The organism is Anaerovibrio lipolyticus LB2005 (assembly GCF_000621545.1).
In the GTDB taxonomy this organism is placed as follows: Bacteria; Bacillota; Negativicutes; order Selenomonadales; family Selenomonadaceae; genus Anaerovibrio; species Anaerovibrio lipolyticus_A.
In genome coordinates, this window is record NZ_JHYA01000002.1 from 118,074 (window position 1) to 143,557 (window position 25,484).

The following is a 25,484-nucleotide window of genomic DNA, read 5'->3' on the forward strand; positions in this document are numbered from 1 at the left end:
ATTTATAAAAAGACTTGACTTATATCTTACTCTAACTGTTAAAATAGGAAAACGATAGAAATTGTAATGCAAAATAGGATTGATGAAAAATGACAGAAAAGAACAAAATTTCACGCCGGAATTTCATAAAGGTCATGGCCGGAATTGGTGTATTGGCTGCTGGTGGCGGTATTTTTACTTTGAGAAAAACCTCCCTTGGCCGCGATATAGAAAATCAGGCCCGGGAGCTTTTACAGGATAAACAGTTTCAATACCTTCGTCAGATGGTGACATCCGATAATACAAGGAGTCGCAGAATAATGTGGCAGGCTTCGGAATATATGAGCAATCCTCAAATCCGTCTGCGTCTGCAAAATGATACTAAACGTGAAATGGTTATTCCTGCTCAGGATGATTCCTTTTTTGATGATGGAGAAAATCACATTCAATATTCCGCCCTGCTGGATAGATTAGAACCAGGTACTAAATATGAATTTGCTGTGGAAGACGGCAGTAAGGCCAGTAAATGGTTTCCGGTGCAGACTGCCACAGATAATAAAGATAGGTTTTCTATGCTGATCTTCACGGACTCCCAGTCCAGCGATTACAGTGACTGGAGAAATGTGGCCCAAAATGCCATTAAACGTCATCCAGACGCGGAGATTTTCACTAATCTGGGAGATTTAGTGGATAACGGAGAGGATAGCAGCCAATGGCGAGCTTGGTTTGGTGCTCTTGATGGCATTATTGACCAAATTCCATTTGCACCTGTCGTGGGCAACCATGAATGCTATAACCGTGATTGGAAGGAACAGCTTCCTATGGCTTATTTGCGCTTTTTCAATGTTCCTGAGAATAACAGTAAGGACTTCAATCGCTACTACTATTCCTTCGATTATGGGCAGGTTCATTTTGCTGTATTGGGAACAGTGGAAAAGGAGATTAAGAATTTTAAATCAGGATTAATGGATGAGCAGGCGGATTGGCTGGAAAAGGATTTGCAGCGTACAACCAAGCCATGGAAAATTGTCCTGATGCATAAGGATGTTCTTCAATATCGTATTGCCAGAATGCCAGAACGTAAGGAAGGCTTTTCAGAGGAAGGGCAGCTATTCATGCCTATTTTTGAAAAATATAATGTAGATATTGTATTAACAGGGCATCTTCATACCTATAGAAATCGTGGACATATTGTACAAGGAAAGCACGACCCTAATGGTCCATTGTATATTTTGTGTGGCTTATCCGGTAATGTACGATATGATCGTCTGTGGACTGATCATGCTTTGGATGAGGTGGTGGCACCACAGCCGGAAACAGATAATTATATGACCATGGATGTAGAAGGAAATGTAATCACTATTCGCTGCTTCTTACCTGATGGAACGAAGATTGATGAGGTTAAGGTGAATAAATAGCAAAATCATTATTAAAATATTGAATGCCAGAAGGAGTTCTTTTTGGCTTTTGAATTTTGTGCTATACTCAAGGGAGACTACAGTTATTTGAGGAGATGGGTTAGTATGATTAGAAAACAGCTGCTGATGCTTTGTAGGCTTGTTGTTGTAGTAATGATATTATTTTTAGCTGGCAATATGGATGCAGCTACTGGTGAGGCCTCTGTATGGAATAAGGCATTTACCTATAGGGGTGATGTATACAGCATAGATAATTTCCGGACCAGCATTGTGGATTTTCCTAAATCTGGGAAGGCATTGGTATCCTGGTGGCGTGTAGAGATGGAGGATGGCTCTTACTCCATAGAGAAATGGGCGTATAAAGGAAACCTAGCTCGCGGTACGGCCAAAGGGTGTTTGTTGGCCGTTGCTAAATACAATATAATGGGCGACAGTGAGGAAAGTAAGACCATAACCGATAATCCGTTGGAGAATGATTATGAGGTTGTTTTTCCAGAGTCCATTGGTGAAGAAAAGTATCGGACGGCTATACAGGTATATTGTGATAGACGGGGACTCTATCAGGCAGAAGAAATGTCTGATGTATGGAAATAAGCTGATGTTAGTATAAAACAGCTAGTTATTTTAGATTGATTAATATAATACTTATATGAACTATAAAAGCCAGCCCAAAATGGGCTGGCCTTTTTGTTTTTAATCATTCTCCGGTGGAATATATTCAATTAAATCAGTAATATCGCAGTCAAGGGCGTAACATAGTCTGGCTAAGACCGCTGTGTCAAGACGTTGTATTGTATTTTTACAATAACCTCTGACTTGGGACCGCTGTAATTCAGCTCGAAATGCCAATTTGTTGATACTAATATTTTGTGTTTGAAGTATACTATCTAGTTTTATATTTATTCTCCCGTAGTTTATTTCTTTCATAATCATTCACCTAAAACAAGCCTGAAACATCTCAATATATATTTTATTCTTTTTATCGTCTAATTGTAATGGATAAGATATTATGATAATATTTACATGGGTAGATATATACCCATATTAAGCATGTGATTTTTAAAAATGTTTAATTTTTAATATTTTTATAATACCGTTCTTTAGTTGAGGGGAGGAAATGGGATATGTTTAAACATCATATTTCAGCAGGGATAGCAGCTTTTCTTTTGTGTACGGGTGTGATGGTTGGCCTGCCAACCATGGCTGTTGCTGCAACATCGGTGAATCTAGATAGAGATGATGTGGCGTATTACCGGGTGGCTGATACCCAGTCTAAAAAGGTGGATTTTGAATATGAGCCACAGCAAGGCATAAAGGTAGGGTATATTATTACCGGTGATTATGAGGCCTTGTTGGATGATAATACTATGGGGTATATTCGTCGTGTTCTCCATACTAAGTTCCCAGGAGCCCGTTACCCAATGGAAAGAATGGAGAATATTGATGGACATATCCATATGGGACGTCGCAATACTGGAGATACCTTTATCTTAAGTGAAGCCCATGACGTATTGGCTTTGGAATTTGAAAAATTGGAGAATATGTATCAGAGGATTCCAAGGCGTACAATTTCCAGTGATAGCACTATTAATGAAAAATCAAATGGTGTGGATATTGGGATTTCAAAAATAAATGATAGAGGGAATGTGGTGCGTAGTGGGATTCTTAATGGTGTATTAAATGGAACAATTAGTGGTTCTGGATCTTCTACTAATTCCTCTTCAACAAGTGGTGCTTATAATGATACTACTGGTGCTTTTGGTAGCAATACTACAGGCTCTTCATCAGGTAGCGGGAACAGTGCAATTTCAGCTAATGGTTCTCTTAGCGGTGTTGAGGGAACGCATATAGATGAAGATATTACTGCAAAGGGCATACATTTTGGTACTGGAGATAGGGAAATTACCAGACATGATGATGTTATAGAAGATTACGATTCCTTAGGTGCTGATAATTCCTATGACTTTACACCACATCTTACAACTCTTCCAAAGGATGACTATGTACAGTTTGCCCGTGAATTGGAGGAAGAAGGATTAGGTGGTTATGATTACCTTATAATGTTTAATATTAAGCCACTAAAGAGTGTGGTTAAGGGGAAATTGTTTGGCTCTACCCGTCAAAGTGACTTTAGATTGTCAGTTCGTGCAATTGACGTAGCTACTGGACGTTATATTGATCGTGGAGAATATTTATCAAGAGGAACTTCGTCCAGTGCCAACCTATCATTGCCAATTATTGGCAATTTAGGCCCAGGTCCTAGCTGGCGACGGGCAATGAGAAAATCTCTTATTGATGCCATGATAAAGAGCTTTGATCATATGCCAATAGGCAAGTATTCAGTTTGTGATAATCCATACTGTGCCAGACGGCAGGATGAAATTCGTATGGAAAGTGTATTTGGTAAAAGCCATCGTCATTGCGTAAAGCATTGTAATGAAAGAACGTCATGTGATGATCATATGGTAAGTTATCAGCTTGATGCGGATTTACCATCAGGGTATGTAAAGGGCCAGAAGGATGAGCTCTATATCCGTGATTAAATGATTGTTGTTCTTTAACAAAACTAATAATTTATATAAACAGCTGTAAACATGAAACGTTAATAGTTGGTGATTATGAGGCTTTGCATTTTTGTGAGGCCTCATTTTGTTTTTTGCATGAATGTTCCATAGTTGTTTTTAAAACATAATTTCTTCTTGTTGTTAGTATGCCAATGGCGTATAATGGAACTATGAATATTGAATTTATAGTTCCACAGGTTCTGCTAGAAACAAATGCATACAGAAAAGCTGTGAATGATATTTGGGACGAAGATGAGCAGACAGAATTTAAAAATTATATTGGTTCGAATCCCTATGCTGGAGTTGTGATTCCGGGTACAGGTGGTATTAGAAAAATACGTTGGCAAGCATCTGGACATGGTAAGCGTGGAGGGGCCAGAGTTATTTACTATATATATGACGAAAATAATCCGTTATATTTGTTGTATGCTTATCCCAAAAATGTTCAGGTTAATATTAGCGAAGCTGAAAAGAAGGTTCTCGCCTCTGTTGTTGACGAAATAAAACAAGCTATTAGAAGTAGAAGGGGTGAATAATATGGATAAAGAGATGTCTTCCGTTGCTGCTGGAATAATGAATGGCTTAAAAGAGGTTTTAGAAGATGTAAAGGGAGAAAAGGCTGAAAAACTCCATAAAACTGTAGTTTATCGTATAAGTGCAAGGGCTGTACGGGAAAATTTAAATATGTCCCAATCAGAATTTTCAAGGAATTTTGGTATTCCTTTGGCTACACTAAGAAATTGGGAACAGGGGCGCCGTGATATGGATGCCACTGCTGAAGCTTATCTCAAAACTATAAGTAAGTTTCCAAAAGAAGCAATGTCTGCACAACAATAAATAGTTGTTATGTATTGAAAAAAGAGGAGTTGACGGGCTTCTCTTTTTAGTTACTTCAATACAACTTCAAACAAACTTCAATTTACTTCAAAATCACCATATTGGCGAAAAATGTCAGACAAATAATAAAAGTCTTTATATTGATAAAATAAACCAAAAGTTATACCATAATATATGTATAACTAGCTAAAATATTGGGGTGGTTTTATTTCTGTCGTAGATGAAGTTGAGGCAAAAAAGAATATAACTTTGAAACAGCTTCAATATCTCCTTGATGGAAATGAGGCTGCTTACCTTAAAGAGCGGGCTCTGGCAGTACGGCGGGAGCATTATGGCAATGAGGTGTTTATTCGGGGATTGATTGAATTTACAAATTATTGCCGGAATAACTGTTATTATTGTGGTATTCGTCGTGATAACCAGAATGTTGACAGGTACCGTCTTTCAGAAGGGGAAATAATGGAGTGCTGCACAGAAGGATATCGTCTGGGCTTTCGTACCTTTGTACTTCAGGGAGGCGAGGATGGATTTTTTACGGATGAGAAAATTTGCCACATAGTATCATCCATAAAGGGCAGCTTTCCGGATTGTGCTGTCACCCTTTCTATAGGAGAGAAAACGAGAGAGAGCTATAAGGCTTTTTTTGAGGCTGGGGCAGACAGATACCTTCTTCGCCATGAAACTGCCAATGATGCCCATTACCAAAGGCTTCATCCATCTGAATTATCCTTGGCTAACCGCAAGGGATGTCTAAATAATCTTAAGGATATAGGCTATCAGGTGGGAGCAGGATTTATGGTGGGGTCCCCAGGCCAGACAACACAAACACTATGTGATGATTTGCAGTTTCTACGTGAACTAAATCCTCACATGGTGGGTATAGGTCCCTTTATTCCCCAGCATGATACCCCATTTGCTGCGGAGAAGACGGGAACAGTGGATATGACGGTAACCTTGTTGGCTGTTATAAGGCTATTGCTGCCACGGGTTTTATTGCCCGCAACTACAGCTTTGGGTACAATTGACCCAGTTGGGCGGGAGAAGGGCCTTATGGCAGGAGCCAATGTGGTGATGCCAAATCTTTCGCCAAAGAGGGTTAGAGAGAAATACGCTCTGTATGACAAGAAAATCTGTACCGGGGAAGAGGCGGCAGAATGTATAGAGTGTCTTAAAAGAAGGGTAAATAAAATCGGTTGCAGTGTTGTGTGTGACCGGGGAGATTATAGGTGATTCAAATGTATGATATGAAATCTATGAAGGCTGAGGAGTTTATTTCCGATGAGGAAATTCAGGCAACTCTAAGGTATGCTGACGAAAACAAAGATAATATGGAGGTCCTTGATGCCATTATTGCCAAGGCAAAATTGGGGAAGGGCCTCAGCCATCGTGAGGCATCTGTGCTTTTGGCCTGTGACAATGAGGAAAAGCTCCAGGAGATCTATGATTTGGCAAGACAGATTAAGGAGGATTATTACGGTAACCGTATAGTATTATTTGCTCCCTTATATTTGTCCAATTATTGTGTAAATGGCTGTCTTTATTGTCCATACCACGCAAAGAATAAACATATCAGCCGCAAGAAGCTGACTCAGGATGAAATACGTCGTGAGGTAATGGCTTTGCAGGATATGGGACATAAGCGTCTGGCAATTGAACTTGGTGAGGATCCTGTAAATAATCCTATTGAATATGTACTGGAGTCTATTAATACCATTTACAATATCAAGCACAAGAATGGTGCTATACGCCGTGTTAATGTTAATATTGCGGCAACCACTGTGGAGAATTACAAAAAGCTCCATGATGCGGGAATTGGCACATATATACTTTTTCAGGAGACTTATAACAAAAAGTCTTATGAGGAGCTTCATCCAACGGGACCAAAGCATGATTACGCATATCATACTGAGGCCATGGACAGAGCCCAGGAGGGCGGAATTGATGATGTGGGCTTAGGCGTCCTCTTTGGGCTTGAGGGATATCGTTATGAGTTTGCGGGACTTTTGATGCACGCAGAGCATTTGGAGGCAGTTCATGGCGTTGGGCCGCATACCATTAGTGTACCAAGGGTTAAGAAGGCAGATGACATTGATCCGGAAGCCTTTGATAACGGTATCAGTGATGAAATCTTTGAGAAGATTATTGCCCTCATTCGTGTGGCAGTGCCTTATACGGGAATGATTATTTCCACCCGTGAAGGCAAGACTGTCCGTGAAAAGGCATTGGAGCTGGGGATTTCCCAGATAAGTGGTGGATCCCGTACCAGTGTTGGCGGTTATGTAGAGGAGGAGCCGGAGGATGATAACTCTGCTCAGTTTGATGTAAGTGACCGACGTACTCTGGATGAGGTGTTGAACTGGCTTATTACCCTTGGCTATGTGCCAAGCTTCTGCACTGCATGTTATCGGGAGGGACGTACTGGCGATCGGTTCATGTCCCTCTGTAAGAGCAAACAGATATTGAATTGCTGTCATCCAAATGCCCTTATGACCTTAAAGGAGTATTTGGAGGATTATGCTAGTGAGGATACCAAGAAAAAGGGCATGGCAATGATTGAGTCGGAGCTGAAGAAAATTCCAAATGAAAAGGTTCGTCAGATTGCAGCCCAGCATTTAGCCGAAATAAGTGAAGGTAAGAGGGACTTTAGGTTTTAATATGGCAGAGTTAAATTCAACACCAAATGCCAATAGACTTCACATAGGAATCTTTGGTAGAACAAATAGTGGTAAATCTTCTTTGATAAATCTTCTGACGGGGCAAAAAACATCTATTGTGTCTGAGGTGGCAGGTACTACCACAGACCCGGTCTATAAGGCCATGGAAATAAGCCCTTTGGGAGCCTGTGTTATCATCGACACTCCGGGTATAGAGGATAATTCCTCTTTAGGAGCACAGCGTTTGGTGAAGACCAAGCTGGCCATGGAAAAGACGGACGTGGCAATTCTGGTTTTTGCGGCTAATTTCCAAGGCAATTTTGAGGAAGAATATAAGCTGCTGGAAATTTTTCAAAAGAAAAAAGTGCCTGTCCTATGTCTTGTTAATTCCTTTGGGAAGATTTTGGGGGAAGACAAGTTAAAGGATACAATATCCGAAAGGCTTCATGGCGACAGCAATGCACTTCTGGTGGCAGATTGTAGTGAAGCTGGTGGGGCCGATAATCGAAGCAACATCATAGGGGCCTTGTCCAAATTGATGCCAGAGGATTATGATGAAGAATTTATTACAGGTGGTCTGGTAAGGGAAGATGATCTTGTGCTGTTGGTAATGCCTCAGGATATTCAGGCTCCTAAACGACGCTTAATTCTTCCTCAGGTTCAGACTATAAGAGAGCTTCTTGACAGAAAATGTACTGTGGTTTCCACTACAACAGATAAGCTGGAAGTCACATTGTCCCGATTAAATGAGGCACCTCAGCTAATTATTACTGATTCCCAGGCCTTTAAATACGTTTATGAGCATAAGCCAAAGAATAGCAGACTGACCTCTTTTTCCGTGCTCTTTGCAGCTTATAAAGGGGATTTAAAATATTATGTTGAGGGGGCTCGATTTATTGACAGCCTTAATGAAAAATCCCGAGTCCTGATTGCTGAGTGCTGTACCCATGCACCTCTTACTGAGGATATAGGCAGGGTGAAGATACCACGTCTCCTTCGCAAACGCTTTGGGGAAGGCTTGCAGGTGGACGTGGTCAGTGGTACGGATTTTCCAGATGTTCTTACAAAGTACGATCTGGTTATTCAGTGCGGGGGCTGTATGTTTAACCGACGGTATATACTGTCAAGAATTGATAAGGCAAGAATGGTATCTGTGCCAATGACCAACTATGGTGTGGCTATTGCACATCTTACTGGTATTTTGGATAAGATTGTTATGTAGGTTGTTAGTATATAAATATTTAATAATTCCATAAAAACTAAGTATTTTTTTCTTTATAATTACGTGGTAAAATAATAAATATAGATTATTGTGCGAATTTTGTGTCGATTGTGTACATGTTTTTGTGGAGTAGACGTTAGGGGAGTATATGTATGAGTAACAAGATGTCGCGGCGCAAATTTTTAAAGGTTGTGGCCGGATCAGGCGTCCTGGGATTTGGAGTAATGGCTTCTGGCTGTAAAGGGAAGCCCTCCGGGGGCGATGGTTGGGTGTCCAGCCAGTATGAGGGAAAAGGCGATTTCCCTGTCAACTTAAAGGGGCGCGTGGCCATCAGTGCAACCAATCCGTCCATTGAACGTGATGACGAAAAATGCATTTTATGTGGTCAGTGCGTAGATGCCTGCAAAAATGTGATGGGTGTATATGGAAACTATCCATTGCCACTGAAGCAGGAGATTGCCTGCGTCGGCTGTGGTCAGTGCGTTATGCAATGTCCATCTGGTGCAATTACGGAAAAGAGCCATGTGCGCAAGGTACTGGACGCTCTTGATGATGATACCAAGCACGTAGTAGTTCAGACTGCTCCAGCCACAAAGGTTTCCTTGGGTGAAGAATTCGGTATGCCACAGGGAACCAGTGTGGGCAAGAAGATGGCAGGCGCCTTAAAGGCAGCAGGCTTCGATTCAGTATTTGATACCTGTTTTGCTGCAGATTTGACCATTATGGAGGAGGCTTCTGAATTTGTGCATCGTCTCACCAAGAAAAAGGATGAGATACCGCATCTTACCTCCTGTTGTCCTGGATGGGTAAAATACTGTGAGTATTTCTATCCTGAATTAATGCACAATCTGTCCACCTGTAAGTCACCGCAAAATATGCTGGGGGCAACCATTAAGTCATTCTATGCGGATAAGATGGGCATTAATCCTTCAAATATTGTAAATGTTTCAATAATGCCATGTACTGCCAAGAAGTTTGAGGTGGGCCGTGAGGAGCTGGAGGTTGATGGCCAGCAGGATATGGATTATGTTCTCACTACCAGAGAGCTGGCAGTATTATTGAAGCATAAGGGAATTGATTTAAATACTGTAGCTGAGGCGGAATATGATTCTGTTCTCGGTGAGTCCACTGGTGCAGGTCGTATTTTCGGTGCCACCGGTGGTGTTACTGAGGCCGCAGTTCGTACAGCTTATTATTTGGCAACTGGTTCTAATCCACCAGCTGATTTGCTGGATTGGAAGCCTATTCGTGGTATGCAGTCTGTTAAGGAAGCCGTTGCCAGTATCCCGGGGGTAGGCGCCGTTAATATTGCAGTATGTCATGGCCTGGAAAATGCTCGTCAGCTTCTCGAGGGCATCAAGGCCACGGGCAGTAGCAAGTGGCAGTTTATTGAGTTCATGGCTTGCCCAGGCGGTTGCATTGGTGGCGGTGGTCAGCCAAAATCCATGGATGCAGTGGAAGCCAAGAAAAAACGCATTGAGGCCATCTACAAGGAAGACACTGGGGCCGCAAAGCGTTGTAGCCATGATAATGCAGAAATTCAGTCCATCTATAAGGACTTCTTCGGCAAGCCTCTCAGCGAAAAGGCAGAGAAATACTTGCATACAACCTTTGTCAATCGGCACGACCGGTTGTTTGATTGAGGAGGGGTGAGATAGATGGCTGTATTAGTAGATATTACCAAATGTATTGGTTGTGAAGGCTGTACTGTTGCCTGCAAGCGATATAACAATTTGAATTTCAAGGCAAAGCCAAGAAATGTAAAGGATGACGGCAATGTGGAGCTGGATGACAATCGTTGGACTGTTATTCAGGAGTTCCACGGTGAAAAAAATGATAAGCTGAGATTCGTTAAGAAGCAGTGCCTCCATTGTAAGGAGCCTGCCTGTGCATCAGCTTGTTTCTCCAAGGCGATTCAGAAGGATGAAAAAACAGGAGCTGTTGTTTATTATCCGGATTTGTGCGTAGGTTGTCGTTATTGTCTGGTGGCTTGTCCATATTCTATTCCTAAGTATCAATGGAACGAGCAGTTCCCACAGGTATCAAAATGCCAGATGTGTTCGGAGCGGGTAAGCAAGGGGGATGCTCCTGCCTGTGTATCTGCTTGCACCACTGGTGCCCTTATGTCAGGGGATAGGGATGAGCTGCTTAAAAAGGCCCATGAGATTATCAATTCTGATAGTCGTTATATTAACCATGTATATGGTGAGCATGAGGTTGGTGGCGCCGAGTGGCTCTATATCTCAGATGTTCCGTTTGAGGAATTGGGCTTCAAGGATGTCTCCAATGTACCTGTTACCAGCTATACCAAGAGCTATCTCTCCAAGGTTCCTGGCCTTGCCGCTTGCTGGGCATTGTTCCTGTCAGGAATCGCATTCTACAATTATCGTGTGGACAAGAATAGAAATCAGATTCACGATCCTCACGATAATGACGATCAGGATAAGGAGGGCTGAGCATGAAGGTATATAAGTGTTTTAGAATTTTGGGCTGGGACTTCACTATAACTCCCGTCCGATTTGTACTAACAGGATTAGTAGCCTTAATGGTAGCCACAGTTGTCCTTAGGCTTCTGACAGGTTTCCAGTATGTAACCAACCTGACAGATGAGACTCCATGGGGCATGTGGATTGCCTTTGATGTAATGTGTGGCGTTGCCCTTGCTGGTGGTGGCTACTCCACAGCCCTGCTGGTAAGTATATTCCAGTATAAGGAATTCCACGTTGTGGCTCGCGGCGCCCTGCTTACATCATTGCTTGGCTACATCCTGGTTATGGCTGGTCTGTTCCTGGATATCGGTCAGTGGTTTAACTTTTGGCGGCCTTTCGTGTCATGGGGTTATACATCGGTACTCTTTGAAGTATTTTGGTGTATTTCCATTTATACCACTGTTTTGAGCATTGAGTTCTTTGAGATTATTACTGAACGAATACTCAGAAAGAAGCTGCATCGTTATATCGTGAAGATTTTGCCGGTTCTTGTAGTAATCGGTCTTATCTTCCCAGTAATGCATCAGTCCTCCTTGGGTGGTTTGTTCCTGATTATGAAGGAGAGAATGTTCCCACTGTGGTGGAGTGAATTCCTGCCACTTTACTTCCTCTTATCTTCCTTCTTTATCGGTTCTGCCATGGTTACTATAGAAACCACATTGGCAAAGACAGCTTATGGCCATGAGATTCCACATAATATTATGTTAAAGCTGACCCGTGTAGGTGCTGGCATGATGTTTGTGTATCTCCTGCTGAAGCTCTATGATCTCTTTGAAAAGCATGAATGGAATTATGTATTCCAGGGTACTCTTCAGAGCAATATGTATTGCGTGGAAATGCTGTTTGGTATACTGATTCCTCTGGTTATAATTGTCAGTCCTCTCAGCAAGAAACGGGGCGGCCTTCTCACTTATGCTACTCTTACGGTATTTGGTGTAATTCTTAACCGCCTTAATTGTGTATTTACCTCCATGTATGAGTCCGGCTCTTACTTCCCGGGTATTGGCGAAATTATCGTAAGTGTTGGTCTTATTTCCATGGGTGTGCTGATTTATTGCTTCTTGGTTGAGAACTTCAATATTATTGGTAATGAACGGGCTGTTCAGGTTAAAATCGATAAGGATAAGGATATTAAGAACCTTATCTGGGCTCTGCTTCGTACCAAGAGACGTTGATAGATGTAGCGTAATTTCATAATGTGACTTTTAGGGCTGTGCCAAAATTGATGAGATTTTGGCGCAGCTCTTTTGTATGTGTCAGTAATTGTTTCAGCCTTTTAACTGTATGGCGGATATGTTATACTTTTAAGGTAATCAATATTAGGAGCAGATTGACTGGAATGGATAAAGAGCAAAAAGCATTTATTTTTGATATGGACGGGGTAATCTATGATAGTGAGCCCATTCATGCCAAGGCCAAAAAGCAGGTGCTGGCTGAATGCGGTATAACTATTTCCGATGAGCGACTAGCCACCTTTGTGGGACGCAGCAGCAGGGATTTTTATGGTACTATGGTGGAGGAAAATCCCCAGTGTCCTGTTTCATGGCAGGAGCTGGCCAGGCGCAAGCATGTGTTATATAAGAAAATGCTTGTGGAGGATGATTCTGTAAAGACTATGCCTGGTGTTAGGGAGCTTTTGGAGCGCATAAAGGCGGCAGGCTATATTATTGGCCTCGGCTCCTCATCTACCATGGAAATGATAGAGCTGGTGCTGGGCCGGTTTGGGCTGAAGGACTATTTTAGCGTGTTGGTCAGTGGTGATGAATTGCCACGGAGCAAACCGGATCCGTTGATTTTCCTTACGGTGGCAGAAAAGCTGGGGGTAAAACCAGAGAACTGCACGGTTATTGAGGATGCCTTTGCAGGGGTTACTGCAGCCAGAGCGGCGGGAATGCATTGTATTGGCTACTACAATCCTAATTCAGGAGCACAGGACTTATCTGGAGCAGACAGGATAGTAAAAAGCCACGATGATATAGTTGTGTAATACAAGCAGATTTGAAAGGGGAGATTATAATGAGTTTACATATTGGTGCACAGGCTGGTGAAATCGCCAAAAGAGTATTGCTGCCTGGTGACCCTCTTCGTGCGAAGCATATTGCAGAGAATTTCCTGGAGGATGCCAAGTGCTATAATGAAATCCGTGGAGCCTTTGGTTACACCGGAACCTATAAGGGGGTTCCGGTATCTGTTCAAGGTACTGGTATGGGGATACCATCCATTTCTATTTACGTTACCGAGCTTATTAGGGAATATGGTGCAAGAAAACTGATTCGTGTAGGTACTTGCGGTGCCATGCATGAAAATATCAATCTTCGCGATATTGTAATTGCTCAGGGAACTACCACAGATTCCTCAATAATCCGTAATATTTTTGGACCTACGATTAATTTTGCCCCATTGGCGGATTATGAGTTGATGAGCAAGGCCATGGAGGTTGGTCAGTCACTTAAGATTCCAACTAAGGTGGGTAACATCGTCACTGTGGACCGTTTCTATGATGATGATATTGATAATGAAAAGCTGCGTCGCTATGGTATTTTGGCTGTAGAAATGGAAACTGCAGCATTGTATCTCCTTGCGGCAAAATATCGTGTTCAGAGCTTGGGCATCTTTACTGCATCTGACCATCTGCTGACCAAGGAGGCAGTCCCTGCAGAAGAGCGTCAGACTAATTTTAACGACATGATAAAAATCGCTTTGGAAACAATTATTCAGACCAAAATTTAATTACATAAGAAAAAACGCTATTATTAGCTGAGTCACAGTGGTGTGAATATCACAGCAGATAATAGCGTTTTTTAGTGTTAATTTTTTATTTTTAAATTATGATTCATTCAGCAGCTTCAGAACGAAATCCTTTTGCACGAAGCCGATGTACTGGTTTACTACCTTGCCGTTTTTGAAGAAGTACAGGCTTGGAATGCTTACAATACCATATTGGGAGGAAAGATAGGATTCCTCATCTACGTTAATTTTGGCCACCTTTATGGAGCCTTCATTTTCATCGGCAATTTCTTTAAGGATAGGTGCCATCATTTTGCATGGGCCACACCATTCTGCCCAGAAATCCACAATAACCGGAATATCAGATTCCAGAACCTCCTGCTGAAAATTATCCTTGGTAACCTTTACCTCTGCCATATTTGTTTACCTCCTTTAGAGTTATGTACAAATTAAAATTTTTCTCACTATAGTTTTAATTTAAAGAAAAAATTCTTACTTGTAAAGTGTTTTGTGTTATTATAGTTATGATAAATATTAGGTATAATATACTATGAGATTATGAAAATAGAATGATTCATTAAGGAGTGATATACACATGAATGGTAAAGTGTTTGGTGTAGGCGTAGGTCCTGGGGATTCCGAGCTTTTGACTGTGAAGGCCGTTAATGCCATAAAGGGTGCAGATGTTATTATTGCACCAAGAACTGAGAAAAAAGAAGGCAGTGTAGCGTTGGATATTGCCCGTTGCTATATTGGCGAAAATACAGAAATAGTATATCAGATTTATCCTATGGTTAAGGGGTTCTCTGAGGACACCTCTGCCTGGGAAAAAAATAAAGCAGAGATTATGGCTATGCTGGAGCAGGGAAAACAGGTTGTATTCCTTACCCTTGGCGATCCAATGTTCTACAGCACTTACATATATGTATATAATCGCCTTAAGGAAGCGGGGGCCAATATTGAAACCATTCCTGGTATTCCTGCCTTCTGTGCCATTGCCAGCTATCTCGGCCGTTCCATTGTGGAGGGCGATGACATCTTGAGCATTATTCCAGCCACTGTTTCCGAGGATAAGCTGAAGAAGGCTTTGGCTACCTGTGATAACGCAGTTATTATGAAGGTGTACAAGAATTTCTCCCAGGTGGTCGATAATTTGGATGAAGCCTCTATGCTGAAGAATGCCACTCTGGTAAGCCGTTGCGGCCTTCCAGATGAGGAAATTATCACTGATGTGGCAGCCAGCAAGGACAAGAAGCTGAATTACCTGTCCACAATTCTTACAAAGCGCGACTAAAAGCGTAATAGGGCATCAAGAACTGTTGGGAATATTTCCCGGCAGTTCTTTTAATTTTTTATGGAGTGTTGGGACAGATGCCTTGAACAGTTTGGTACGATACGTTAAGAAATTTTTTGTTGCTTTACCTTAATATTAGTGAAAAAAATAATTTGTTTGAGCGAAGCCAAGCTAATCTTTTGGGCGAAGCGAGTTATGATTTTTTCCACTATATAAATGCAACAAAAAATTTTAGTATCGTGACATTGTGAAAGGCACTGTCCCAACGCTCATTTATATATGGCAAAAAAGGAACAACTAAGGTATAATAATACGATGTGATTTTATAGCTTGAGTTGTTTTTTACATAGATTTGGAGGATGCAGTTATGGTTGAATTGTTGGCCCCGGCCGGCAGTAAGGAGGCCCTCATTGCAGCAATAGAAAGTGGTGCCAATGCCATTTACCTTGCTGGCAATATGTTTGGAGCCAGAGCCTATGCAGATAATTTTGACGAAGAAGGCATGCGGGAGGCTATCAGAATAGCCCATTTGCGCAATGTCCTTATTAATGTTACCGTTAATACCATTGTAGATGATCAGGAGCTGCCACAGCTGGCAGATTATCTTCGTTTTCTATATGAAGCTGGTGCAGACGCTATCTTGGTTCAGGATTTAGGCGTGGCAAAGCTGGCCCGGGAAATAGTACCAGATTTGCCACTTCATGCCAGCACCCAGATGACGGTGCATAATCTTGATGGCGTATTGGCCCTCCAGAAGCTGGGCTTTACCCGCGTGGTGCTTTCCCGTGAGGTTTCTCTGGAAGCCATTAAGCACATAATTGATAACTGTGATGTGGAAATAGAGGTATTTATCCACGGTGCCTTGTGTGTTTGCTATTCCGGCCAGTGCCTTATGAGCAGCATGATCGGTGGACGTTCCGGAAACCGGGGGCGCTGTGCCCAGCCTTGTCGTTTGCCATATACCTTGGTGGATGAGCACGACAACGATATGCTGAAGGACACTGCGGGAAAATATCTCCTCAGCCCAAGGGATATGAATGCTATTGATTTAATCCCTCAGCTTATTGATGCTGGTGTGGCCTCTCTTAAAATTGAGGGCCGTATGAAACGTCCGGAGTATGTAGGCATTGTGGTAAATAATTATCGTCAGGTTATTGACAGCCATTATGCCGGCAAGTTCCATGTAACGGATAAGACGCGGCACGACTTGGCTCAGGTCTTTAATCGTGATTTTACTACGGCTTTTCTTGAAAAGAAGCAGGGCCGCAACATGATGAGTGACCGCCGTCCGAATAATCGTGGCATAATGCTGGGAAGGGTTATGGAATATGACAGTGCTACTGGTTTTGTAACCATGAAGCTGTCGGATAGCTTATCTATTGGGGATCAAGTAGATTTTTGGGTTAAGGTGGGGGGCCGTGTAACCGCCACCGTTAAGGAACTTAATATTGTAAAGAACGGCAAAAACCGCAATATGGTTCCCGTAGATCAGGCCCAGTCAGGATCTGTGGTGAGTTTCCCGGTGGAGTCCCGGGTATTTGAGCATGACAGAGCCTTTAAAGTGTATGATGCACCACTTATGGAATGGGCTAAGGGCTTTTACAATACTGGTTCTCCGGTACGTAGGGTGTCAGTGGATGTAAGTGTCAGTGCTGCTGTGGGTGAGCCTCTTGTCATTTCCATGATAGATGGCGATGGCTATAAAGGGGAAGGCAGGACAGATTTTATTGGTCAGGAGGCCATTAAACGTCCATTAAGTGAGGAAACCATTCACAAGCAGGTGTCCCGTTTAGGTACCTCCATATTTGAATTAAGAAATTTGGAATGTTACATTAAGGGCAATGTTATGGTTCCCGTAAGTGAAATAAACGAGGCCAGAAGAAAAGCAGTGGAAATGCTGGAATATCAAAGGCTTTCCAAATATGAAAGAAAGCCTATTCCCAATAACACTGCGGCGTTAAATAAGACCAAGATTAAGAAACGTGTTCAGGCTGGCATTACTGCTGTGGTGGATACCATGGAGCTTTTGCAGTCCGCACTGTTTGCAGGGGCAGATTGGGTTGTATTTGGCGGTGAATCCTATCATCATGATGCTATTATACCTATGCAGTACGAAAAGGCTGTATATATGGCTCATAAAGCTGGGGCAAAGATTGCCTTTAATACCCCTAGAATTATAAGAAACCATGAATTACAGGGATTCCATACATGGCTAAGAACTGTGGCTTCTTATAAGCCGGATGCAATTAATGTACATAATATAGGCTCCTTGGCGGCTGTAAGAGAGCTTACTGATATCCCAGTTCACGCAGACTATTCCTTGGTTTCTTATAACTTTAAGACATTACAGTACTTAGTGGAGCTGGGAGTTGAGGCTGTAACGCTTTCTCCTGAGCTTACGTTGGCTCAGGTGGAAAAGCTGGCCAAGGAAAGTGACATGCCTCTTTCCTGTATAGTGGATGGCAACATGGAGCTGATGGTATCAGAATATTGTGCCACTGGCAGCTTTATTGGGGGACTTCATACAGGTCAGTGCAGTGCACCATGTGTAAACAGCGGTAAGAAATTCTTTTTAAAGGATCGCAAGGATGTTAAGTTCCCTCTTGTGATGGATCAGTATTGCCACATGCACGTATTGAATGGCAACAGACTAAGTATGCTGCCTCATGCCATGAAATTTGGTGCCATGGGTATCAGTCAGCTGAGAATAGAGGCGCGTTACATGAGTGCTGATCAGTTAAAGAAAACCATTGCCAATTACAAGAAGTATATGGCCTTTGATGGGGAGCTCAGCGACAGGGAAAAGGCTGCAGCGGAGGTCCTTGAGGGGGATAATATCACTCGAGGTCATTACTTTAGAGGTGTGGAGTAATATATTTTTTGAGGTTATAGATGGAACAGGATTCATTTAAAGTTTTAGAATATAAAAAAATATTGGAGCGTCTGCAAAATAAGGCGGGCTCTATTTTAGGCAAGGAACTGGCAGGAGGTTTGCAGCCTAGTAGCGATATAGACGAGGTCAAGGAAAGGCTGCGGGAGACTGCAGAGGCAGTTATGGTTTCTTCAATGGCTAATCCACCTTTGGGTGGTATCCGTGATATTCGTGAGTTGATGAAGAAAATTGGTATTGGTGCCATTATTGAAACCTCTGAAATCATGGATGTGCTCACTACCATGTACGCTATGCGGGGGGTAAAAAAATTCTTCAAGGAATTGGAGCTGGATGCCCCTATTCTCAAAAATTGGGCTCGTGGTCTGGAGATCCTGGGTGAATTGGAACGCAATTTGGAAAATACTGTGGATGAGCATGGTAATCTCCGTGATGATGCCAGTGTGGAATTAAAGCGTATTCGTCGCGAGGTGAAGACATCTCAGGCCCGTATCAAGGACCATTTGAATAACATTCTTCACTCTGCGGAGTACCAGAAATATTTTCAGGATGCCATTGTCACCATGCGCGGTGACCGTTATGTGGTACCGATAAAACAGGAATACCGTCAGTATTTTCCAGGTATTGTCCACGACCAGTCTGCCAGTGGGTCCACCGTATTTGTGGAGCCAATGGCCGTGGTTAATCTTAATAATGATATCAAGCAGCTGGTGGCAGCGGAAAAGCATGAGGTGGAACGTATCCTTAGGGATATTTCTAACCAGATTCGCCGTAAGGATGATATTCTTATGGAAAATTGTGATATTTTGGCCTTTATCGATTTCACCTTTGCCAAGGCTGGTCTCGCCCGTGAAATGAAGGCTGTGGAGCCTGTTGTCAGTGAGGATGGAGCTACTTCCCTATTGTCAGCCCGTCATCCACTTATTGACAGTGATAAGGTGGTACCAATAGATATTTCCATTGGAGCTGATTACAATATGCTGCTGGTTACCGGTCCAAACACCGGTGGTAAAACCGTCAGTATGAAAACCCTTGGACTTTTGGTGCTTATGGCTCAGGCGGGACTGTTCCTTCCTGTGGAAAATGGTTCTCAGATTGCCGTGTATAATAATATTTACGCAGATATTGGTGATGAGCAGAGCATAGAGCAAAGCCTCAGTACCTTCTCTGCTCACATGACCCATTTGGTTGAAATCTTGGGCAAGGTGGAATCTGACGATCTCTTGCTTTTGGATGAGCTTGGAGCAGGCACTGACCCCGAGGAAGGTGCGGCTTTGGCCATGGCTATTCTGGAACAGCTCTTGAATATTAAGGCTACTGTTATGGCTACTACACATTATTCCGAGCTGAAAACCTTTGCCTTTAGTCGTGATGGCATTGAAAATGCCTGCGTGGAATTTGATGTAAATACTCTTAGACCAACCTATAGATTGCTGACTGGTATTCCGGGGGCAAGTAATGCCTTTGCCATCAGCCGTCGTCTGGGACTTAGCGAGGCATTGGTTATTAGGGCAAAGCAGCTGATACAGGCGGATCATGCCCAGTTTGAGAAGGTTATTAATCAGCTGGAAAAAGAAAAGATGATGTATGAGCAGATGAATGCTGACATCGAGGCCAAGCTCCAGAGAGCCCAGAAGATGGAGGCCAAGGCTGAGGCCATGCGTACGGAGCTGTCCCAGAAAAAGGCAGATATTATCCGTAAGGCCAAGGATGAAGGCTCTGCCCTGGTTCGTCGCGCCCGTAGGGAATCCGAGGAAATCATTAAGCAGCTGAAAGAGCAGTTTAATGATATGGGGATTCAGAAGCGCCAGCAGGCTATTCAGGATGCCAGAAACAAGTTAAACGAGGAAGCTGGCCGGGTTCGTCCGGGTATTGTTTCTGCCAAGGCATTTAGAAAGCCTGTTGATTTAAAAACCATCGAGGTTGGGGATATAATCTATGTGACCAAGCTGGACCAGAAGGGTACAGTTCTGGGGGTTCACGGCAAAGAATTGGAAATTCAGATGGGGGCTATGAAGACCACCATGAAGGCTTCCGCCTGCAAATTTGTGGAAAAGGGTAAAAAGGAACAACCATCCACTTTAAGCGGCAGAAAATCCAAGGGAGGCAGCAGCTTTATATCCAAAACCCAGGAGGCCCATCGTGATATTGATATTCGTGGCATGATGGTGGATGAAGCCGAGGTCGTTTTAGGCAAGTTCATCGATGACTCCATTATGGCGGGCCTGTCTCAGGTGCTTATTATTCATGGTAAGGGGACGGGAGCCCTTAGAAAGGGTGTACATGAGTATTTGAAGCATCATAGAAATGTGGCAGGCTTCAATTTTGCAGACATGAGCGAAGGTGGCACTGGTGCAACCTTGGTAACTCTTAAATAAACTTCGCTAAATCGCAACATTTATGATAAAATGTTAGCGTATATGTGTATAAGGAGGTCTATCATGGAAAAACGTACAGGTGCGGCTCAGCAACGGGCTCGACAGGCGAAGAAGCCTCAGAAGTCCTCTGGCGGTAGCACTGCAAGTCGAATCCTGATAATTTTTGCTTCAATAATGGTTGTAATGATTATTGGTGTTGGATGCGGATTTCTTACAGCCACATTGAATACAAAGGCTGACCTTGCTGATGTGAGGCCACCGGCATCTTCGCAGATTTATGACATAAATGGTAATGAGATTGCCAATGTACATGCTGATGAAAATCGGGTGCCGGTTAAGATGAATCAGATTCCCGAAAATCTGAAAAATGCCTTCGTAGCTGTTGAGGATGCCAGATTTTATGAGCATTCTGGTGTTGACCCTCGTGGTATTTTGCGTGCCATGTGGTCTAATATTACTTCCCAGGGGGTAGCAGAGGGTGGCTCCACTATTACTCAGCAGCTGGCTAAAAATGCTTATCTGACACAGGACCGTACATTTAAGCGTAAGATACAGGAGATGTTCCTGGCCATTCAGCTTGAGCATCAGTATACCAAGGAGGAAATCCTCGAGCTTTATCTGAATCAGATTTACTTTGGTAACGGTGCTTATGGCGTACAGGCAGCATCCAAGACATATTTTGGCAAAAATGTGGAGGAGCTGGACCTTAGTGAATGTGCTATGTTGGCTGGTATTCCAAAGAGTCCTAACTATTATTCACCGACTAATAATTTGCAGGCGGCTCAGCAGCGTAAGGCTACTGTGCTGGACCAGATGGCCAAGTATGGCTATATCAGTTCTTCTACTGCAAACAAAACAAAGAACGAGGAGCTGCGTCTGGTAAAGGCATCCTCCAAGGCAGGGGGAGAGGCTTCCTACTTTATTGATTATGTGACCCAGACCATGATTGAAAAATACGGTGCTGACGCTGTATACAAGGAAGGTCTGAAAATTTATACCACCTTGGACATTGATATGCAGAAGGCTGCTGAGGAAGCTATGAAAAATCTTCCTGATATGTCCGAAAGCAATGGTATTAAGCAGCCACAGGGGGCCTTGGTGGCCATTGATCCACATACAGGCTATATTAAAGCCATGGTGGGCGGTCGTGGTACTGACCAGTTTAATCGTGCTGTTTTGGCGGAAAGACAGCCTGGTTCTGCCTTTAAGCCTTTTGTTTTCGCGGCAGCTTTGGAGTCTGATTTTACTCCGTCAACAATTATTGAGGATAAGCCACTTGATATTAATGGCTGGTCACCTCAGAATTACAGCCGTGAATTTAATGGTAAGGTTTCCCTGCGTTACGTTGCAGAGCAGTCTTTAAATGTTCCAACTGTCCGCGTGGCACAGGAGGTTGGGATTGATAAGGTTATTTATTTGGGCAAGGAAATGGGAATTTCCACCTTCGTAACTGAAGGCCCTCAGAATGATGGTAATCTGTCAACTTCCCTTGGTGGTCTTACCCGTGGTGTAACTCCTTTGGAGCTTACCAGTGCTTACTGTACCTTTGCCAATGACGGCGTTCATGTAAAGCATACAGCTATCATCAAGGTCCTTGACCGCAATGGCAAGGTGCTGGAGGAAGAAAGAACCGAAAGCAAGCAGGTCCTCAAGAAAGCTACAGCCAATGATTTGACCAGTATGCTGATGGGAGTTGTGGTCCGTGGTACTGGTACTGCAGCGCAGATTGACCGCCCCGCAGCTGGAAAGACTGGTACTACTAGTGATTACCATGATGCCTGGTTTGTAGGCTATGTCCCTGATTTGGTAGTAGGCGTTTGGGTTGGTACAGATGATAACCAGCGCATGGGCACCATGACAGGTGGTACCACTCCTGCGGTAATTTGGAAGGCCTTTATGACCAAGGCTATGGCAGGAATGCCAGTCAAGAAGTTTGATGGTGCTGTTCTTACCAGTGTGGAAGCCCCTGTAAAGGATGATACCAAGGAGAAGGAAACTAAGGACAAGGATAAAAAAGGTACAGAAAAGAAGGGCGCTGAAAAGCCAGCCAATACTGAAAGTACCAAGCCTAAGCCTAGCCCTGCTCCATCCCCATCCCGTACTCCTGCACCTTCCCCAACTGCACCTGCCGGGAAAACGGCAAATTAAAATCTAACATACAAATACCCTGTATTCAGGTTTAAGGAGAGAAATACAATAATGTCAACAAGTGTTTTTGATGTGCTGAAAGAGCGTGGCTACATCGCCCAGTGTACTAACGAAGATGAAGTTCGTGCAATGTTTGAAAATGAGAAGGTTACCTTCTATATTGGTTTTGATCCAACAGCTGACAGCCTTCATGTAGGCCATTTTCTGGGGCTTATGGTTATGTCCCATCTTCAGAAGGCTGGTCACAGACCAGTGTGTCTTGTAGGTGGTGGTACTGGGACTGTAGGTGATCCTTCTGGCCGCAGTGATATGCGCAAAATGCTCACCGATGAGGATATTGAGTATAACTGCAATCAGTTCAAGAAGCAGATGGCACGCTTCATTGATTTTAGTGACGGCAAGGCACTGATGGTAAACAATGGTGACTGGCTCCGCAAGCTGAATTATATTGATCTGCTTCGTGAGGTTGGTGCCCACTTCACTGTTAATCGTATGCTGGCAGCTGAGTGCTACAAGAACCGCATGGAAAAGGGCCTTACCTTCCTGGAATTCAACTACATGATTATGCAGTCCTATGATTTCCTGGAGCTCCATCGTCGCTATAATCTTAAGCTGGAAATGGGCGGTGATGACCAGTGGTCAAACATCATTGGTGGTGTTGAGCTGACACGTCGCATAACTGGTGATGCTGTATATGGTCTTACCTTCACCCTGTTAACCAAGAGTGATGGCCAGAAGATGGGTAAAACTGCTGGCGGTGCTCTGTGGCTGGATAAGGAAAAGACCTCTCCTTATGACTTCTATCAGTACTGGAGAAATGTGGATGACGCTGATGTTGAGCGTTGTCTGGCGCTTTTGACCTTCCTTCCTATGGAGGAGGTTCACCGTCTTGGCGCTCTTGAGGGGCAGGAGATTAACGAAGCCAAGAAGGTTCTTGCTTACGAAGTAACCAAGCTGGTTCACGGGCAGGAGGAGGCTGACAAGGCCAAGGCTGCTGCGGAGGCTGTATTTGGCGGCTCAGGCTCCAGTGAGAATATGCCTACTATTGAGCTTACCGCTGAGGATGCTGCTAAGAAACTGGTGGATGTGCTGGTGGCAGCTGAGGTATTCGGCTCCAAGGGTGAAGCACGTCGTCTCATCCAGCAGAATGGTTTGTCTCTCAATGACGAGAAGGTGACTGACCCAGATTATACACTGTCAGACAGTGACTTCACCGAAGGTGAAGCCATTGTTAAAAAAGGCAAGAAGAAATTCTATCGTCTGTTAAAGGCGTAAAAATCAATAGGTCAAGTAGGAGTACAACGGGGAACGCTCGCGCTCTCTAGTTTGCCTAGCGGTACTAAGCTCATGCTGCGCGTTTCAACTTGCATTCGCTAAGTACCAAGGCAAAATATGTCCCCTTTTGCACTCCTGCTTGTCCTATTAACGTAATGCAAATACCTATAATGTTGGTATACCGTTGTGCTTCGATATGGCAGTGTATAAAAGTGGCTAAAATTTGCCATTTGTGTTATACTATCTATCTGTGAAATATACCTTGGGTACTGTCCCCAAGAAAATGTAATAAAAGGAGTTTTCAGTAATGTCAGGACATTCTAAATGGGCTAATATTAAGAGAAAGAAAGGTGCCAACGATGCTATCCGCGGTAAGATTACCACTAAAATAGGCCGTGAGATTACCATAGCGGTTCGTATGGGTGGTTCCGATCCAACAGGTAATATGCGTCTTAAGCTGGCACTGAGCAAGGCTAAGGCCAATAATATTCCTAAGGATAACATCAACCGTGCAATTCAGAAGGGACTGGGCGCATCTGATGGCAGCAACTATGAGGAGATGACCTACGAGGGTTATGGCCCTGGCGGTACTGCAATCATGCTGGATATCCTCACCGATAACCGCAACCGTACTGCAGCAGATGTGCGTCATATTTTCTCCAAGTATGGCGGTTCTTTGGGCGCTAATGGCTGTGTATCCTGGATGTTCAACAAGAAGGCTGTTTTCGTAGTGGAAAAGGAAGCCTTTGACGATGAGGATGCTCTCATGGAGCTGGTTCTTGAAGCTGGTGCGGATGATTTTGTGGCTGAAGATGATGCTTTTGAAATCACTGGCGAGCCTGATGCTTTTGATGATATTCTTCAGGCGTTGACTGACAAGGGAATTGAAACTGCTTCTGCAGAAATTACAATGGTACCTGATAACACCGTTAAGGTTGAGGGTGAGAACGTTGTAAATATGCAGAAAATGCTGGATGCTTTCGATGACAATGATGATGTACAGGAAGTATATGGCAACTACGAAATGGACGAAGAATAAAAATATGGCGGCCTGCGGGCCGCTTATTTTTTACATATTATTAAGGGGAGAAAAATAAAATGCTTGCATTGGGTATTGACCCAGGAACGGCAATTTGTGGCTATGGCTTTGTGGAATCCAACGGCAGTCGCCTTATCGCCCATGAATATGGTGCCATAACCACCAGTGCCAAGGCCAGACCTGAGGACAGACTGGCAAAGATATATGATGAGCTGGATATGCTGATAAAAAAATACAAGCCAGATGTCATGGGGGTGGAACAGTTATTTTTTAATCGCAATGTCACTACGGCTATTCCAGTAGGACAGGCCAGGGGGGTAGTGCTTTTGGCGGCTGCCAAGAATGGCTTGGAGCTGGTGGAGCGTACACCGCTTCAGGTAAAACAGTCTGTAACGGGATATGGTAAGGCCACCAAGGAACAGGTTATCTATATGGTAACCAAGCTACTGAATCTTCCCGAGCCACCAAAACCGGATGATGTGGCAGATGCCTTGGCGGTTGCCATTTGTACCTCCCATGTTTTAAATAGCTTTACTTATAGAAATAAAATTTAGGTTTACATAGAATAGT

At 43.4% G+C, this 25,484-nt stretch carries 22 protein-coding genes; 20 read left to right on the plus strand and 2 right to left on the minus strand.

What is annotated here, in order from left to right; genetic code table 11:
- Window positions 1-89 precede the first annotated feature (89 nt).
- Both T355_RS0102295 and T355_RS0102300 read left to right on the plus strand, forming a co-directional pair.
- Window positions 90-1,397, plus strand: coding sequence for a purple acid phosphatase family protein (locus T355_RS0102295; protein WP_027396337.1), 1,308 nt, complete (start codon window positions 90-92; stop codon window positions 1,395-1,397).
- Between the two features lie 105 nt (window positions 1,398-1,502).
- Window positions 1,503-1,991 carry a hypothetical protein gene (locus T355_RS0102300; RefSeq protein ID WP_027396338.1) on the plus strand — a complete coding sequence of 163 codons (489 nt, stop codon included), beginning with the start codon at window positions 1,503-1,505 and terminating at the stop codon, window positions 1,989-1,991.
- A 99-nt stretch (window positions 1,992-2,090) separates the two neighbouring features.
- On the opposite strand, the gene T355_RS15585 is transcribed toward T355_RS0102300, so the two are convergent.
- Window positions 2,091-2,330, minus strand: a complete 240-nt coding sequence (locus T355_RS15585; protein ID WP_419670090.1) for a helix-turn-helix domain-containing protein — start codon at window positions 2,328-2,330, stop codon at window positions 2,091-2,093.
- A gap of 191 nt (window positions 2,331-2,521) precedes the next feature.
- On the opposite strand from T355_RS15585, the gene T355_RS0102310 reads away from it, so the two are divergent.
- The 11 genes from T355_RS0102310 (at window position 2,522) to deoD (ending at window position 13,893) form a co-directional block, all read left to right on the plus strand.
- A complete protein-coding gene (locus T355_RS0102310) occupies window positions 2,522-3,940 on the plus strand; it encodes a hypothetical protein (protein ID WP_027396340.1) in 1,419 nt (472 codons plus the stop codon).
- Between the two features lie 191 nt (window positions 3,941-4,131).
- Window positions 4,132-4,497, plus strand: a complete 366-nt coding sequence (locus T355_RS0102315) for a type II toxin-antitoxin system RelE/ParE family toxin (protein WP_037329694.1) — start codon at window positions 4,132-4,134, stop codon at window positions 4,495-4,497.
- Between the two features lies 1 nt (window position 4,498).
- Window positions 4,499-4,798: a helix-turn-helix domain-containing protein gene (locus T355_RS0102320; protein ID WP_027396342.1), complete on the plus strand. Its 300-nt coding sequence runs from the start codon at window positions 4,499-4,501 to the stop codon at window positions 4,796-4,798.
- Between the two features lie 207 nt (window positions 4,799-5,005).
- On the plus strand, window positions 5,006-6,028 hold the full coding sequence (hydE, locus tag T355_RS0102325; protein ID WP_027396343.1) for a [FeFe] hydrogenase H-cluster radical SAM maturase HydE: 1,023 nt from the start codon (window positions 5,006-5,008) through the stop codon (window positions 6,026-6,028).
- 5 nt (window positions 6,029-6,033) lie between these two features.
- On the plus strand, window positions 6,034-7,452 hold the full coding sequence (hydG, locus tag T355_RS0102330) for a [FeFe] hydrogenase H-cluster radical SAM maturase HydG (protein WP_027396344.1): 1,419 nt from the start codon (window positions 6,034-6,036) through the stop codon (window positions 7,450-7,452).
- Between the two features lies 1 nt (window position 7,453).
- A complete protein-coding gene (gene hydF / locus T355_RS0102335) occupies window positions 7,454-8,674 on the plus strand; it encodes a [FeFe] hydrogenase H-cluster maturation GTPase HydF (protein WP_027396345.1) in 1,221 nt (406 codons plus the stop codon).
- Between the two features lie 152 nt (window positions 8,675-8,826).
- Complete coding sequence (locus T355_RS0102340; RefSeq protein ID WP_027396346.1) at window positions 8,827-10,317, plus strand: [FeFe] hydrogenase, group A; 1,491 nt, start codon at window positions 8,827-8,829, stop codon at window positions 10,315-10,317.
- Between the two features lie 15 nt (window positions 10,318-10,332).
- Complete coding sequence (locus T355_RS0102345; RefSeq protein WP_027396347.1) at window positions 10,333-11,130, plus strand: 4Fe-4S dicluster domain-containing protein; 798 nt, start codon at window positions 10,333-10,335, stop codon at window positions 11,128-11,130.
- Between the two features lie 2 nt (window positions 11,131-11,132).
- On the plus strand, window positions 11,133-12,338 hold the full coding sequence (nrfD, locus tag T355_RS0102350; protein WP_027396348.1) for an NrfD/PsrC family molybdoenzyme membrane anchor subunit: 1,206 nt from the start codon (window positions 11,133-11,135) through the stop codon (window positions 12,336-12,338).
- Between the two features lie 164 nt (window positions 12,339-12,502).
- A complete protein-coding gene (locus T355_RS0102355; protein ID WP_027396349.1) occupies window positions 12,503-13,150 on the plus strand; it encodes an HAD family hydrolase in 648 nt (215 codons plus the stop codon).
- Window positions 13,151-13,176: 26 nt separating this feature from the next.
- Window positions 13,177-13,893 carry a purine-nucleoside phosphorylase gene (gene deoD, locus T355_RS0102360; RefSeq protein ID WP_027396350.1) on the plus strand — a complete coding sequence of 239 codons (717 nt, stop codon included), beginning with the start codon at window positions 13,177-13,179 and terminating at the stop codon, window positions 13,891-13,893.
- A 96-nt stretch (window positions 13,894-13,989) separates the two neighbouring features.
- Here the strand turns inward: deoD and trxA are convergent, their stop codons facing one another.
- Window positions 13,990-14,307 (minus strand): thioredoxin, encoded by a 318-nt coding sequence (trxA, locus tag T355_RS0102365; protein WP_027396351.1) that lies wholly within the window; start codon window positions 14,305-14,307, stop codon window positions 13,990-13,992.
- Window positions 14,308-14,485: 178 nt separating this feature from the next.
- Between trxA and cobI the strand changes: the two genes are divergently transcribed.
- From cobI to ruvC, 7 genes are all read left to right on the plus strand, one after another.
- Window positions 14,486-15,184 (plus strand): precorrin-2 C(20)-methyltransferase, encoded by a 699-nt coding sequence (cobI, locus tag T355_RS0102370; RefSeq protein ID WP_027396352.1) that lies wholly within the window; start codon window positions 14,486-14,488, stop codon window positions 15,182-15,184.
- Window positions 15,185-15,551: 367 nt separating this feature from the next.
- Complete coding sequence (locus T355_RS0102375; RefSeq protein ID WP_027396353.1) at window positions 15,552-18,056, plus strand: DUF3656 domain-containing U32 family peptidase; 2,505 nt, start codon at window positions 15,552-15,554, stop codon at window positions 18,054-18,056.
- A 20-nt stretch (window positions 18,057-18,076) separates the two neighbouring features.
- On the plus strand, window positions 18,077-20,452 hold the full coding sequence (locus tag T355_RS0102380) for an endonuclease MutS2 (protein ID WP_027396354.1): 2,376 nt from the start codon (window positions 18,077-18,079) through the stop codon (window positions 20,450-20,452).
- Between the two features lie 63 nt (window positions 20,453-20,515).
- Window positions 20,516-22,600, plus strand: coding sequence for a transglycosylase domain-containing protein (locus T355_RS0102385; RefSeq protein ID WP_027396355.1), 2,085 nt, complete (start codon window positions 20,516-20,518; stop codon window positions 22,598-22,600).
- 51 nt (window positions 22,601-22,651) lie between these two features.
- Entirely contained in the window at window positions 22,652-23,875 is a 1,224-nt protein-coding gene (gene tyrS, locus T355_RS0102390; RefSeq protein ID WP_027396356.1) for a tyrosine--tRNA ligase, read from the plus strand.
- Between the two features lie 307 nt (window positions 23,876-24,182).
- Window positions 24,183-24,914 carry a YebC/PmpR family DNA-binding transcriptional regulator gene (locus tag T355_RS0102395; RefSeq protein WP_027396357.1) on the plus strand — a complete coding sequence of 244 codons (732 nt, stop codon included), beginning with the start codon at window positions 24,183-24,185 and terminating at the stop codon, window positions 24,912-24,914.
- Window positions 24,915-24,973: 59 nt separating this feature from the next.
- Window positions 24,974-25,468: a crossover junction endodeoxyribonuclease RuvC gene (gene ruvC, locus T355_RS0102400; protein ID WP_027396358.1), complete on the plus strand. Its 495-nt coding sequence runs from the start codon at window positions 24,974-24,976 to the stop codon at window positions 25,466-25,468.
- Window positions 25,469-25,484 lie beyond the last annotated feature (16 nt).